We start from the raw sequence: 13,923 nt of genomic DNA on the forward strand, positions 1-13,923 counted from the left end.
CGGATGCCGGCTCCTCTCAGTGGGCCGCGGTCGCCGCGGCGATCACGCCGAGATCGCGGAAGCTGGAAATCATCAGTTGGACGGCGAGCGCCGCCAGCAGCAGGCCGACGACCTTGCCGACGACCACCATGGCCCCGCCACCGCCCTTCTTCAGCAGCCTGTCGGCCGAGAGCAGGATGGCGAGGTTGACGCCCATGATCACGAGGACCATCACCCCTACGGCGATCAATTCGCCGATGCTGTCCCTGGCGGCGACGACGGTGGTGATGGCCACCAGGCCCTGCGGCGTCGCCATCAGCGGCATCGCGAGCGGATAGATGGCGATGTCGGCGGAGGGCAAGGCATCGCCCTCATCGGCCTTCTTCTCGCTGCCCATCACCATGTCGAGGGCGAACAGCAGCAAGATCAGGCCGCCGGCGATCTTCAGGGCCGGCAGCGAGACATGGAACACGCCGAGCAGCCAATGCCCGGCGAAGACGAAGACGAGGCAGACGATGGCCGCCACCGTCACGGTCTTGAAGGCCACCTGCCGCTTGAAGGCCGCGTCGGCCTTGCCCGTCAGCTTGGCATAGACGATCGTCGCCTTGAGCGGCCCGATCGTGATCAGCAGGATGACGAAGATGTCCGCAAACCCAATGTCGTCGGTCATCGGCCCCTCCCGGCAGCGCCTCGATGGTCAGGGTCTCGATGAGACGCAACTGGTCCAGGGCGGCGAATTCTTCTGTCAAATCAATGTTTTCTCGTTGGCGCGCAAATCGTATCCATCTGAAACGGGCTCCTGTTCGAGTGCCAATTGCCGGTTCATGCCGCCGGCGGCGTCTTGACGAGCCCGATCCCCTGCTGGGCGACGGCGGCGGCCGAGGGCTCGCCGCCGGCGACCTGCACCGTCGGGAAGGCGAATTTGATGCCGTTGGCGTCGAACGCCTTCTTGATCAGCGCATAGGCCCGCCGGCGGATGACGAACTGCTCGCCGGGCTTGGTCATGAGCTTCAGGCGGATCTGGATCGCGTAGTCGCCGAACTGCTCCACGCCCTGCATCTTCAGCGTGTCGAGGATGTGCGGCGCCAGCTCGGGGTCCTGCGCCAGCTCCTTGCCGATCTCCTTCACCAGCTTCTTCACCCGGTCGAGGTCGGTGTCGTAGGTGACGCCGATGCTGAGCTTGTCGATCACCCAGTCGCGGCTCATGTTCTGGATCGCACCCAGCTCGCCGAACGGCACGGTGAAGAGCGGCCCCCGCTGATGCCGCAACTTGACCGAGCGCAGGCTGAAGGATTCGACGGTGCCCTTGTACGGGCCGCTCTGGACGTATTCACCGATCCGGAACGCGTCGTCGAGCAGGAAGAACATGCCGCTGATGATGTCCTTGACGATGGTCTGGGCCCCGAAGCCGATGGCGACGCCGACGACGCCGGCTCCGGCGATCAGCGGCCCGATCTCGACACCGAGCGACGACAGGGCCATCAGCACGACCATGACCAGCAGGACGATGAATATGATGTTGCGCAGGATCGGCAGCAGCGTCCTGAGCCGCGCCTGCCGGCGGGCGGGCTCGCTGTCCGGCTTGCCGGCGGCCGGTGCCGCGATGGTCCGGTCGATCACGGTCCGCAGGATGTGCCAGGCGACGTCGGCGAGAAGGATGATGATCACGGCGTTGATCGCGCCGCGGATCAACCGGGTGAGCGGGCTGTCGCCGGCGGTGAGGGCGCCGAGATCGACATGCAGGCCGCGGGCGAGCAGCAGCGCGGCGCCGATGATCAGGGCGGCCCGCACCGCCCGTTCGAGGCCGATGGCGAGCACGCTCCGGCCCGACTCCGCCCCAACCTCGCCGGCCGGGCGGAGGATGTGGTTCACGGATCGCCGGGTCACGCGGATCGCGGCCGGCAGCCCGACCAGCACGACGCCGAGCCAGAACATCCCGGCGGCGCCGACGACCCAGAACAGCCACAACGCGATGAAATAGGCCGAAAGGAGCCAGGCGCCGATCGACCTGATGCGGCGGCGGGGTCGCGCCATTCCGTCGGCGGCTGTGCGCGGCCGGCGCCAGGCGATCTCGATGCCGAGCGCCAGAAGGCCGAGACCGAGCACATAGGCGACGATCTGCCGCGTCGGGATGGCGAGGCCGAGCGGCTCGAGCAGCTGGACCGTGGTCCAGCCGAAGGCGAACCAGCCGGCGAAGATCCCGAGCCGGATGTGCCAGAACCGCGCGGCGTCATTGTCCATCGGCACGATCCGGAGGCGCTCCGCCTGAGGGGATTCGGCGCCGCTTGGTGCGAGCAGGGTGCGGCTGATGACGAGCGCGAGGCGCAGAGCGACGAAGGCGACGAGATAGCCCAGCACGAGCTCCCGCAGCAGGGCGGGCCATTCGAGTGCGAGGAAGGCGCCGATGCTGGCCAGCGAGAAGATCGCCAGCACCGCGAGGTCGTAGCCGAGCCGAGCCCCGATCAGGCGCAGGCGGGCGCCGACCGTCCCGGCCTCGGCCGTGCCGATCCAGGCGCGCAGACCGGCCGTCGCCCACCGGAACAGCCATTCGGCGCCGAAGCCCAGCGCGGCGAAGCCGAGCACAAGCACTAGAACCCGAGGCTGACCTCGCTCCTGGATCTCGCGAGACAACGTGGCGCCGGCGTGCCGAAACTCGGCCGGCAGCGTGGGCAGGGCCGCGACCAGCCCTGCCACGTGGCGGCGGATCGCCTCCAGCCGCGTCGACAGATCCTGGGAGGGCGAGACCGCCGCAGCGGGGGGCTCGATGGGGGCGGGAGATGCCGTCGTCGCGGCCTTGCTGGCAACGGCCTGCTGCGCGAGCCAGTCGCGCACGACGGGATCTCCCAGCAGGTCGAGGAACTGCCGCACCGCCGGCTGGGTGGCGTCCGCCGCGGCGGGCGGTGCGTCCTGGGCCGCTGCGACCGGGGCGCCTGCAAGCAGACCTGCGAGGATGAGCGCGGCGGACACCCGGAGGACGGCGCGGAGCATCGCCGGGACAGCCGCCATGGCCAGATGCTTCGTCATCGTCTGGCCCCCTTGGATCCGAGCGTGATGTCCCGGCCCCGCATTATTCGGGCATGCCAATTATTCCTCGGCTTTTATAACAAAATTTCGAAGACGAATCAAATAACGGTAATCGAAGATAGTGGCAGCGTCGGGCGGCAGGATCGGTGCCTGGAAACGGGGGTTGCCGAAGTGCGATCCCAGAATGCGCGTTTTCAAAGAGATGCGAGGGAGCCGGTTCTCCATCTTATGGTCGCAGACCTCGCGGCGGAGACCCGTGCCGGCACCAAGCAGGGGGCTCTGCGGTGCCGGCACGGAGACCGTCTGCGGCGGCACCCCGCTTACAGGGGCAGATCCTGGCCGGCCTGCTCGCGGACGATGTACCCGGCGTACCAGTCCGGCCAGTTGGCATCGTGCTGCCCGCCGTTCCGCTTCTCATGCTCGCCATGCGCCGCCGCCGCGCGCCGCAGCGTGGCCGCGAGTTCCTTCGACGAAGTGAAAATGGTGTCGCCCGCCTCCACCCGCCCGGGCAGGCGGTGGGTGACCTCCTGGATCTGCCAGGGGTTGCCGTCCGGATCCTTGAACGAGGCCCAGGAGGCGTAGCTGCGTCGGGTCGGCTCCGGCCCGCTGCGGCGCGTGCCGGTCACGTCGAAATGGTAGACCTCGCTGACGTCGACGCCGCGGGCAGCCAGCTCGGCCTGCGTCGCCACGATGTCGGAGACGATGAAATACGGAGCCACGGTGTTGCCCTGGCCGAAGATCACCGAGGCGGGCGAGCCCGGCGGGGTGACCTGGATGACCCGGAAATTGTCGCCGGAGATGTCGGCGTCCAGCCGCCAGCCCAGGCCGGTGTAGAAGCTCTTGGCGCGGTCGATATCCGAGACCGGGATGGTGACGACCTCGAGCTTCAGCTCGGGGGCCTGCACATTGGCGTTGCTCATGTCCTGCTCCTTGGGTTGCGGGAGCTCGCGGATCTGCGCATCTCCCGTTTTTAATCGTGTCCGCTTCGATCGGACGCGATATATATAGGCCGAGTAATTTGCCACGTCAACACCTTCCGATTTAATCGGATGCGACCTATATAGAGGAACCATCACACGACGTGAGGCCTCTGTGACCCAATCCCATGACCGGACGCTGCCGAAGCTGGCCGATTTCCTGTGCTTCGCGGTCTATTCGGCCAATCTGGCCTTCGGGCGGGCGTACAAGCCGATCCTCGAGGAGCTCGGCATCACCTACACCCAGTGGATCGCCATCGTCGCCCTGTGGGATGACGACCACCAGACCGTCAAGAGCCTCGGCGAGAAGCTGTTCCTGGAATCGAACACGCTGACGCCGATCCTCAAGCGGCTGGAGGAGCTCGGCTATCTCAACCGCCGGCGCGACCCCGCCGACGAGCGGCAAGTGATCGTCAGCCTGACCGAGGAGGGGCGCCGCCTGCGCGAGCAGGGCGGGCAGCGGGACCTGGTCGACGCGACGGGCCTGGACACGGCGGAGTTCGCGGCGCTGCAGCAGGCCATCGTCAAGCTGCGCAACAGCCTGCTGAAGCACGCGCAGGAGCCCCGCACGGAGGAACCGGCACGCAAGGCCGGGACGCGGTGAGCCGGCTCAGCCCTCGAACCGCCCGCCGATCAGGAATTCGACATTGCCTTCGGGCCCGGTGATCGGACTTTCGGTGATGCCCAGCACCTGCCAGCCCGGGCGGGCGGCGAGCCAGGCGGCGATGCGGTCGCAGACCTCGCGGTGCAGCTCCGGGTCGCGCACCACCCCGCCCTTCCCCACCCGGTCGGGTCCGACCTCGAATTGCGGCTTGATCAGCGCCACCAGCCAAGCTCCCGGCGCCGCCAGGCCCAGCGCCGCCGGCAGCACCGTCTCCAGCCCGATGAAGCTGGCGTCGCAGACGACGATGCCGATCGGGTCCGGGATCAGCGCCCGGTCCAGGTGCCGGGCATTGGTCCGCTCCAGCACCACGACGCGGGGGTCCTGGCGCAGCGACCAGGCCAGCTGGCCGTGCCCGACATCGACGGCGTAGACCTTGGCGGCGCCGCGATGCAGCAGCACATCGGTGAAGCCGCCGGTCGAGGCACCGACATCCAGCCCCACCAGCCCGGCCGGATCGATGCCGAAATGGTCGAGGCCCTTGACCAGCTTCAGCCCGCCGCGGCTGACCCAGGGGTGGTCGCGGCCGCGCACCGACAGCGCCTCGGGCTGGGCCACGCCGTCGCCCGGCTTCTCCACCCGGCGCGTGCCCTCATAGACCAGCCCGGCCAGGATCAGCGCCTGGGCCCGCGCCCGGCTTTCCGCCAGGCCGCGCTCGACCAGCACCAGATCCGCCCGCGGCCGCTTCGCCATCGTTTCCCTCCGCCAAACCATCGGATGCGGTTTACACCCTTTGCCGTTCTGGGGTGAGATTCCGTTCCGACCCCGAATCCCGAGGGAACGATCCCGCATGCCCCCCTGCAACTTCGCCATCGTCGGCCCCGGCTGGCGCACCGAGTTCTTCCTGCGCGTCGCCCAAGCCCTGCCGGAGCGTTTCCGCATCGATGGGGTGGTGGTGCGCGACCCCGCCCGTGGCGCCGCCTTCGAGGCGCAATGGGGCGTACCGACCTTCCGCACCACCGAGGCGCTGCTGCGGCTGACCCGGCCGCGCTTCGCCGTGGTGTCGGTGCCGCAGCCGGCCGCGCCCGGTGTGATCGCCGAGCTGGCCGCCGCCGGCCTGCCGGTGCTGACCGAGACGCCGCCGGCACCCGACCTGGACGGGCTGCTTCGGCTGTGGGAACTGGTCCGCGGCGGCGCCCGCATCCAGGTGGCGGAGCAGTACTTCCTGCAGCCGACCCATGCCGCCCGGCTGGCGCTGATCGCCGCTGGCCGGATCGGCACGCCGAGCCACGCCCATGTCGCGGTGGCGCATGGCTATCACGGCACCAGCCTGATCCGGCGGCATCTCGGCCTCGGCTTCGAGAACGCGACCATCCGGGCCCAGGGCTTCACCAGCCCGATCATCGCCGGCCCGACCCGCGCCGGCCCGCCGGCCGAGCACCGCATCGCCCAGTCCGAGCAGACCATCGCCACGCTCGATTTCGGCGACCGCTCGGCACTGTTCGACTTCACCAGCGACCAGTACCACCACTGGATCCGGTCGCCGCGCGTGCTGGTGCGGGGCGAGCGCGGCGAGATCAAGGATGACGAGCTGCGCTTCCTGCAGGACCACCGCACGCCGGTGACGCTGCGCCTGCTGCGCCAGGATGCCGGGCAATACGCCGACATCCAGGGCCACCATCTCGTCGGCTTCCTGGCCGGGACCGACTGGGTCTACCGCAACCCCTTCGCCGGCACCCGGCTGAACGACGACGAGATCGCCATCGGCGCGTGCCTGGCCGGCATGGTCCGCTATGTCGAGACCGGGGAGGAGATCTACAGCTTCGCCGAGGCGGCGCAGGACCAGTATCTGGCGCTGTCGATCGCCGCGGCGAAGGCGTCGGGCGAGGCGGTGCGGACCGAGACGCAGCCCTGGGCCGGCTGAAGCCCGCCGGTATCAGTGAACGCTGGCGTCGCCGTGCCGGACGTTGAAGATCGACTGCACCAGCCCGGAGAAGCGGCGCGGGTCGTAGGGCTTCGGCAGGATCGGCAGGTTGCGGTAGGCGGCCGGCAGGCTTTCCCGCGGATAGCTGGTGGCCAGGATCACCGGCACGCCGCGCTGCAGCAGGATGTCGACCGCCGGGAACGCGGCTGCGCCGGAGAGGTTGAGGTCGACCATGGCGCCGTCGATCGTCTGGCTGCGCGCCATCTCGACCGCGCGCGAGACCGTCGTCGCCGGGCCGACCACGGTGCCGCCCCAGGTCCGCAGGGTCAGCTCCAGGTCGAGCGCCACGATCTGCTCGTCCTCGACGATCAGGATGCGGCGGCCGTGCAGATCGACCGCATCCTCCGCTTCGCTGTAGAGCAGTCCCATTCCACCTGTCCCGGGCTCGGCCGTGCGCGGGCCGTTCCTCCGGGTCCCTTCCAGTGGCGCTGCGACGCAGCGCGAGCATTCGTCATATCATGGCCATAAACACCGGATTCGATGGCCTGTTCCCGATCGCGACATTGATGCGACGGAATCTCCCCGCCGTGCCGTGAGAGTCGCAGCCGGCTTTAACCAAGAAGAAACGGGCCGTTGGTACTACAATGTGCCCGTGAGGACGGGTGCGCGGACGGAAGGGGGCTTCGCGGACGCATGCGCGCGTGGAAACAGCTTGTGGTCATCGGCCTGCTCGCCGCGGGGGCGGCGGGCGTGTGGCGTTATGCGCCGTTCCGGGCCGACGGCGCGGTGGCGCCGCGCGGCGGCCCGATCGCGGTCCCGGTCCTGCTGGCCCCGGTGCACACCGGCACGGTCACCGAGGCGATGGACGCCGTCGGCACCACCCGGGCGAACGAGGCGGTGACCATCACCGCCAAGACCACCGGCATCGTCGACCGGATCGAGTTCGAGGACGGCCAGGTCGTGCCCGCCGGCGCCCCGATCATCCGCCTCGACAGCGACGAGCTGGTGGCCACCGTCGCCTCGGCCGAGGCGGAGCTGCGCAACGCCCGCCTGTCGCTCGACCGGGCCGAGACCCTGTCGAAGGCACGCAACATCCCGCAGGCCCAGGTCGACACGCTGCGCTCCGACCTCGAGGTCAAGACCGCGGCGGTGGCGGCGCAGAAGGCCCGGCTGGCGGAGCGTGTGATCATCGCCCCCTTCGCCGGCACGCTGGGCATCCGCAAGGTCAGCCAGGGCGCGCTGGTGTCACCCGGCACCGCGATCGTCACGCTGGACGACCTCAGCCGGGTCAAGGTCGACTTCAACCTGCCGGAGATGCTGCTGTCGCGCCTGGCCCCGGGCCTGACCCTCGAGGTCCACAGCGACGCCTATCCCGACCGCGCCTTCACTGCCGTCGTCACCTCGGTCGACACCCGCGTCGACCCGGCCACCCGGTCGGTCACCACGGTGGCGGAGATCGACAACCGCGACGGGCTGCTGCGCCCCGGCATGTTCATGACCGTGCGGGTGCAGCTGTCGACCGACCCGTCCGCCCTGCTGGTACCGGAGCAGGCGCTGGTGCCGCAGGGCACCCGCCAGTTCGTTTACCTGGTGGTCGACGGCAAGGCGGTGCGGCGCGAGGTGACGCTGGGCACCCGGCTGCGCGGCCAGGTGCAGATCCTGTCCGGCCTGGCCGCCGGGGAATCGGTGGTGGTCGAAGGCACGCAACGGCTGCGCGACGGCGTGCCGGTCCAGGTGCAGGGGGCCGGCACGGCGCCGGCGACCTGACATGGTCCTGTCCGACACCGCCATCAAGCGCCCGGTCTTCGCCGTCGTCGTCAGCCTGCTGCTGGTGGTGCTGGGCGTCTTCGCCTTCCAGCGGCTGACCGTCCGCGAATACCCCAACATCGACCCGCCGGTGGTGTCGATCAGCACCACCTATGAAGGCGCCTCGGCCCAGGTGATCGAGAGCCAGATCACCCAGGTGATCGAGGAGGGCGTGGCCGGTGTCGCCGGCATCCGCACCATGCGCTCGACCAGCCAGGAGGGGCGGTCCAGCGTCCGGCTGGAGTTCGACATCGAGCGCGATGTCGAGAGCGCCACCAACGACGTACGCGATTCGGTCGGCCGGGTGATCGCCAGGCTGCCGGACAATGCCGACACCCCGATCATTCGCAAGGTCGACGCCGACGCCAGCCCGATCATGTATGCGACCCTGACCAGCGACGGCCGGTCGGCGATCGAGCTGAGCGACATGGCCAAGCGCTACGTCGTCGACCCGCTCTCGGCCGTGGACGGCGTCGCCCAGGTGACGATCGGCGGCGAGCGCCAGCCGTCGATGCGGGTCTGGCTGGACCGCAACGCCATGGCGGCACGGCTGGTCACGGCGCAGGACGTCAGCGACGCGCTCGAGGCCCAGAATGTCGAGCTGCCGTCTGGCCGGGTCGAGTCGAACGACCGCGAGTTGACGGTGCGCACCAACACCCGGCTGTCGACGCCGGAGGAGTTCGCCCGCATCGTGCTGCGCCGCGAGGGCGAGACCCTGGTGCGGCTGGGCGACGTGGCCAGGGTCGAGGTCGGCGCCCGCGACGACCGCAGCGGCTTCCGCGCCGACGGCAAGCCCGCCGTCGGCATCGGCGTGGTCAAGCAGTCGACCGCCAACACGCTGGACGTGGCCGAAGGCGTGCGGCACGCCATGGACGCGCTGCGCCAGTCGCTGCCGCCGGATGTGCGGATCGAGATCTCCTCCGACGACAGCGTCTTCATCGACAAGTCGATCGAGGAGGTGTTCCTGGCGCTGGCGATCGCGCTGGCGCTGGTGATCGGCATCGTCTTCGTGTTCCTGCGCAGCATCCGCGCCACGCTGATCCCCGCCGTCGCCGTGCCGGTCTCGATCACCGCCTCCTTCATCGTGCTGGCGGCACTGGGCTATTCGATCAACGTCCTGACCCTCCTGGCCATGGTGCTGGCGATCGGCCTGGTGGTCGACGACGCCATCATCGTGCTGGAGAACATCAGCCGCCGGATCGAACATGGCGAGCCGCCGCTGGTCGCGGCCTATCTCGGCTCGCGCCAGATCGGCTTCGCCGTGGTCGCCACCACCGCGGTGCTGACCGCCGTCTTCGTCCCGATCTCCTTCCTGCAGGGCAATGTCGGGCGGCTGTTCAGCGAATTCGGCATCACCGTCGCCTCCTCGGTCCTGTTCTCGGCCCTGATCGCCCTGACCCTGACGCCGGCGATGTGCAGCCGGCTGCTGCGCCCGGCCAATGAGGAGACCTGGCTGCACAAGGTGACCGAGCACGGCTTCGAGCTCTTGAACCGCGGCTACAAGGCGACGCTCGGCTTCGCCCTCGCCGCTCCCCTGCTGGTCTGCGCCATCGCCGTCGCCCTCAGTCTCGGCGCCGTGGCGCTGCTGCAGAGCCTGCCGCAGGAATTCGTGCCGACCGAGGATCGCGGCCGGGTGGTGATCAGCGCCACCGGGCCGGAAGGCTCCAGCATGGAGTATACCAGCGGCCAGCTGACCCGGATCGAGGCGGCGTTGACACCCTATGTCGCGGCGCAGGACGTTACCCGCATCCTCGCCATCCTGGCGCCGTCCTGGGGCCCGACCGGGGTGAACCGGCTGACCGTCATCGGCCAGATGAAGCCCTGGGATGAACGCAGCCGGTCGCAGCAAGAGGTGGTGCGCGAGCTGTCGGCCAAGCTGGCCGGCATCCCTGGCATCCGCGCGGTCGCCATCAACCCGAGCGGCCTCGCCCGCGGTTCCGGCGCCCCGGTGCGCTTCGTCATCGGCGGCAACACCTATGAGGAGCTGATCGGCTGGCGCGACCGGCTGGAGGATCGGCTGCGCAATTCCCGCGTGCTGCGCAACCTGCAGGCCGATTACGACGAGACCAAGCCGGAGCTGCGCGTCGCCATCGACCGCAACCGCGCCGCCGATCTCGGCATCTCGATCCGCGCCATCGGCGAGACGCTGGAGAGCATGTTCGGGTCGGTCGCCGTCACCCGCTACGAGGATGACGGCGAGGAATACGACGTGGTGCTGCAGGCCCGGGCCGAGGACCGGCAGACGCCGCGCGACCTGTCCAACATCTTCGTCCGCGCGTCCGGCGGCACGTTGGTGCCGCTGACCAGCCTGGTGAAGCTGCAGGACGTCGCCGGTCCGGCCAGCCTGGGCCGCTTCGACCGGGTCCGTGCCATCACCTTCACCGCCAGCCTGGCCGACGGCGCCACGCTGGGCGACGCGGTGGACGAGATCCGCGCCGCCGTCGCCGAGGTGCTGCCGACCGAGGCCCGCCTGTCCTGGGACGGCGACACCCGCGAGTTCCTGGAGAGCAGCGCCTCGCTCTACATCACCTTCGGCACCGCCCTCCTGATCGTCTTCCTGGTGCTCGCGGCGCAGTTCGAGAGCTTCGTCCACCCGGTCACGATCCTGCTGACCGTGCCGCTGGCGATCTTCGGCGCGCTCGGCTCGGTGGCGCTGCTCGGCATGACCGTGAACATCTACACCCAGATCGGCATGGTCATGCTGATCGGGCTGACGGCGAAGAACGCGATCCTGATCGTCGAATTCGCCAACCAGCTGCGCGACGAGGGGCTGGATGTGCTGCAGGCGGTGCACGAGGCCGCGGCGACCCGGCTGCGGCCGATCCTGATGACCTCGATCGCCACCGCGCTGGGCGCCCTGCCGCTGGCGATCGCCACCGGCGCCGGCGCCGAATCGCGCCAGGCGATCGGCGTCGTCATCTTCGGCGGCGTCATGGTCTCGACCCTGCTGTCGCTGTATCTGGTGCCGGTGCTGTATCGGGCCCTGGCCCGCTACACCTCGCCGGCCAGCCGCACCAGCAAGGAGCTGGAGCGCCAGCTGCTGATCCATCGCAGCGAAGGTTCGTCGCCAGCGGAGTAGGAAAACCCACCCCCTCCGGCGAATTTTTCGCCTTGCCCGTCACTCGCTGCAGGAGGATCGCAGGGCCACGGCCCCGCCGCGTCCTGGCACGGCGGTTGCACGGCCCTGCCCGCCGCCCGGCTTGGGCGGCGTTGCGTCGGGGGACGCCCATGAAGAAGCGATGGAAACTTGCGGCCGGGATCGCCGCCGCCCTGCTGGCCGTGCCGGCCGCCGCCTATGTCGCCGTGGTGCGGCCCAACTATCCGCCCGTCCCGGTGCTGGAGGCCGCGCCGCCGCGGAATCAGGCCGAGGCCGACCGCCAGGACCTCGAGCTGCTGCGCCGGCTGCCGGAGGTCGACCGCAGCTTTTCGGACGGGGCCCGCGAACGGTTCGACCTGCGGATCGAGGGGCTGCTGGCGCAGGTGTCGGCGGCGGGGCCCGCGGGGATGGATCGGGCCCGATTCGAGATGGCGATCACCTGCGCCGTCGCCTTGGCCGGCAACGGCCACACCTATGTCCGCGGCGCCGCCATGGGCCGGTCGCTGAACGCGCTGCCGCTGCGGCTGGTCTGGTTCGACGACGGCCTGCACGTGGTCGCCGCCCGGGCGGCGCTGGCCGAGCTGCTGGGCGCCCGCGTGGCCGCGCTGGGCGGCCGCACGCCCGAGGACCTGGCCGGCGCGCTGCGCCCCTGCATCGGCGGCAACGACGCCCGCGCCCGGCTGCTGTCGGTCAGCCTCCTCTCCTCCCCCGCCGCGCTGCACGCTTTGGCGCTGCTGCCCGCGGCCGATGCCGCCGTCCTCGCTTTCGACCTACCGGACGGCCGGCGCATCGAGCGGCGGGTCGAGGCCGATCCGCGGCCGGCGATCCGGCCGGAGGGCGAGGTGCGGTGGCCGGCCTCCGACCTGCTGCCGACCGCGCTGCCGGCGGATGACGGCCCCTGGCAGCATGTCCTGAGCGGGGTGGACGCGCTGCCGCTCTATCTGCAGCACCCCGACCGCGCCTATTGGCACGATTATCCGGCGCCGGACTCGCTGTTCGTCGAGCTGCGCCGCATCCGCGACACGCCCGGCGCTGGGCCAGGCGATGGCCTGGAGGCGTTCCTCGACCGGGTGCTGGCGGAGGCGGCGGAGCGCAAGCCGAAGACCGTGATCGTCGACCTGCGCGCGAATCCCGGCGGCGACTATATGCTGACCGCCGCCTTCACCCGCCGGCTGCCCGAGGTCGTGGGGCCGGAGGCCCGGATCCGGGTGCTGACCGGCCCCGACACCTTCTCCGCCGCGATCTCCACCCTGGCCCGGCTGAAGCATTTCGGGGGCGACCGGGTCGCCATCGTCGGCCGGCCTGTCGGCGACTTCCCGGCCTTCTGGGCCGAGGGCGGCCGGCTGAGCCTGCCGCATTCGGGCATCGCCATGCGCTATTCCACCGCCTTCCACGACTGGGGCCAAGGCTGCGGCCTGGCGCAGATCGGTCGCTGCTTCTGGCTGAACTACCTGTACGGCGTGGCCGGCGGCGAACTGTCGCCGACCGTGAAGGTGCCCTTCACCTTCGCCGATTACCGTGCCGGCCGCGATCCGGACCTCGAGGCCGTCATGCCGCGGCCGGCTGCCGCCATCGCTGCCGGAGGCTGACCCGGCCTCTCCCCCCGGGTGAATTCTGGTCAGGGTCGGTCCCGCCGCCCCGGCGGGGCTTTCCAAACCCGTCCGCTTCGTTCACAAGCGGGGCGGCCTCGTTTCACCCCGGAGCACTGTCTTGGACTATCTGAGCGCGATCATCCTCGGGGTGATCGAAGGCATCACCGAGTTTCTGCCGATCTCCTCGACCGGCCACCTGATCATCGCCGAGCACTGGCTGGGCGAACGCTCGGACACCTTCAACATCGTCATCCAGGCCGGCGCCATCCTGGCCGTGACCATCATCTACTGGCGCCGGATCTTCGACCTGGTGCTGGGCTGGCGCCGGCCGGAGAACCGCCACTACGCGGTCCGGCTGCTGCTCGCCTTCGTGATCACCGGGGTGCTCGGTCTCGCCGCCAAGAAGCTGGGCTTCAACCTGCCGGAGAACCTGCTGCCGATCGCGATCGCGCTGGTCGTCGGCGGTTTCTGGATGATCTGGGCCGAGCAGCAGGCCGCCAAGCTGCCCGACAGCCACAAGATCACCTGGCTGGTGGCGATCGTGGTCGGCCTGGCCCAGTTCGTGGCCGGCGTCTTCCCCGGCACCTCGCGCTCGGCCGCCGCCATCTTCGCCGCCATGCTGGTCGGCGCCAGCAACCGCGCGGCGGCGACCGAATTCGCCTTCCTGGTCGGCATCCCGACCATGTACGCGGCCAGCGCCCTTCAGCTCTACGAGCAGTTCAAGGACGGCGGCGCGCATGAGGATTGGGGCGCGCTGGGCGTCGCCTTCGTGGTCTCGACCGTCACCGCCTTCATCGCGGTGAAGTGGCTGCTGGGCTATATCCAGACCCACCGCTTCACCGCCTTCGCGATCTACCGGATCATCTTCGGCGCGCTGCTGCTGGGCGCGGCGGCGCTGGGCTGGATTGCCTGACGAGCGCCCG

11 protein-coding genes are annotated in these 13,923 nt (G+C 69.9%); 6 read left to right on the forward strand and 5 right to left on the reverse strand.

Going from position 1 to position 13,923, the window contains the following annotated elements; all coding sequences use genetic code 11:
- Window positions 1–16: 16 nt before the first annotated feature.
- The 3 genes from AAHM41_RS03675 to AAHM41_RS03685 form a co-directional block, all read right to left on the reverse strand.
- On the reverse strand, window positions 17–649 hold the full coding sequence (locus AAHM41_RS03675; protein ID WP_342235157.1) for a MarC family protein: 633 nt from the start codon (window positions 647–649) through the stop codon (window positions 17–19).
- Between the two features lie 152 nt (window positions 650–801).
- Window positions 802–3,003 carry a mechanosensitive ion channel family protein gene (locus AAHM41_RS03680; RefSeq protein ID WP_342235158.1) on the reverse strand — a complete coding sequence of 734 codons (2,202 nt, stop codon included), beginning with the start codon at window positions 3,001–3,003 and terminating at the stop codon, window positions 802–804.
- A 320-nt stretch (window positions 3,004–3,323) separates the two neighbouring features.
- Entirely contained in the window at window positions 3,324–3,923 is a 600-nt protein-coding gene (locus tag AAHM41_RS03685) for a VOC family protein (protein ID WP_342235159.1), read from the reverse strand.
- Between the two features lie 172 nt (window positions 3,924–4,095).
- On the opposite strand from AAHM41_RS03685, the gene AAHM41_RS03690 reads away from it, so the two are divergent.
- Window positions 4,096–4,584 (forward strand): MarR family winged helix-turn-helix transcriptional regulator, encoded by a 489-nt coding sequence (locus tag AAHM41_RS03690; RefSeq protein ID WP_342235160.1) that lies wholly within the window; start codon window positions 4,096–4,098, stop codon window positions 4,582–4,584.
- Window positions 4,585–4,590: 6 nt separating this feature from the next.
- Here the strand turns inward: AAHM41_RS03690 and AAHM41_RS03695 are convergent, their stop codons facing one another.
- Window positions 4,591–5,334, reverse strand: a complete 744-nt coding sequence (locus tag AAHM41_RS03695) for a TlyA family RNA methyltransferase (protein WP_342235161.1) — start codon at window positions 5,332–5,334, stop codon at window positions 4,591–4,593.
- Window positions 5,335–5,431: 97 nt separating this feature from the next.
- On the opposite strand from AAHM41_RS03695, the gene AAHM41_RS03700 reads away from it, so the two are divergent.
- A complete protein-coding gene (locus AAHM41_RS03700) occupies window positions 5,432–6,505 on the forward strand; it encodes a Gfo/Idh/MocA family protein (protein WP_342235162.1) in 1,074 nt (357 codons plus the stop codon).
- Window positions 6,506–6,517: 12 nt separating this feature from the next.
- On the opposite strand, the gene AAHM41_RS03705 is transcribed toward AAHM41_RS03700, so the two are convergent.
- Window positions 6,518–6,934 (reverse strand): response regulator, encoded by a 417-nt coding sequence (locus AAHM41_RS03705; RefSeq protein WP_342235163.1) that lies wholly within the window; start codon window positions 6,932–6,934, stop codon window positions 6,518–6,520.
- Window positions 6,935–7,219: 285 nt separating this feature from the next.
- On the opposite strand from AAHM41_RS03705, the gene AAHM41_RS03710 reads away from it, so the two are divergent.
- The 4 genes from AAHM41_RS03710 (at window position 7,220) to AAHM41_RS03725 (ending at window position 13,913) form a co-directional block, all read left to right on the forward strand.
- Entirely contained in the window at window positions 7,220–8,272 is a 1,053-nt protein-coding gene (locus AAHM41_RS03710) for an efflux RND transporter periplasmic adaptor subunit (protein ID WP_342235164.1), read from the forward strand.
- 1 nt (window position 8,273) lies between these two features.
- Window positions 8,274–11,390, forward strand: coding sequence for an efflux RND transporter permease subunit (locus AAHM41_RS03715; protein WP_342235165.1), 3,117 nt, complete (start codon window positions 8,274–8,276; stop codon window positions 11,388–11,390).
- Between the two features lie 149 nt (window positions 11,391–11,539).
- Entirely contained in the window at window positions 11,540–12,997 is a 1,458-nt protein-coding gene (locus AAHM41_RS03720; protein WP_342235166.1) for a hypothetical protein, read from the forward strand.
- A gap of 121 nt (window positions 12,998–13,118) precedes the next feature.
- On the forward strand, window positions 13,119–13,913 hold the full coding sequence (locus AAHM41_RS03725; RefSeq protein ID WP_342235167.1) for an undecaprenyl-diphosphate phosphatase: 795 nt from the start codon (window positions 13,119–13,121) through the stop codon (window positions 13,911–13,913).
- Window positions 13,914–13,923 lie beyond the last annotated feature (10 nt).

The sequence above is a fragment of the Inquilinus sp. OTU3971 genome (genome assembly GCF_038440215.1).

Bases quoted from the DNA above. Each gene is read 5' to 3' on its own strand.
- AAHM41_RS03695 (WP_342235161.1), bottom strand. From the start codon at position 5,334: ATGGCGAAGCGGCCGCGGGCGGATCTGGTGCTGGTCGAGCGCGGCCTG.
- AAHM41_RS03680 (WP_342235158.1), bottom strand. From the start codon at position 3,003: ATGACGAAGCATCTGGCCATGGCGGCTGTCCCGGCGATGCTCCGCGCC.
- AAHM41_RS03715 (WP_342235165.1), top strand. From the start codon at position 8,274: ATGGTCCTGTCCGACACCGCCATCAAGCGCCCGGTCTTCGCCGTCGTC.
- AAHM41_RS03675 (WP_342235157.1), bottom strand. From the start codon at position 649: ATGACCGACGACATTGGGTTTGCGGACATCTTCGTCATCCTGCTGATC.
- AAHM41_RS03720 (WP_342235166.1), top strand. From the start codon at position 11,540: ATGAAGAAGCGATGGAAACTTGCGGCCGGGATCGCCGCCGCCCTGCTG.
- AAHM41_RS03685 (WP_342235159.1), bottom strand. From the start codon at position 3,923: ATGAGCAACGCCAATGTGCAGGCCCCCGAGCTGAAGCTCGAGGTCGTC.
- AAHM41_RS03705 (WP_342235163.1), bottom strand. From the start codon at position 6,934: ATGGGACTGCTCTACAGCGAAGCGGAGGATGCGGTCGATCTGCACGGC.
- AAHM41_RS03700 (WP_342235162.1), top strand. From the start codon at position 5,432: ATGCCCCCCTGCAACTTCGCCATCGTCGGCCCCGGCTGGCGCACCGAG.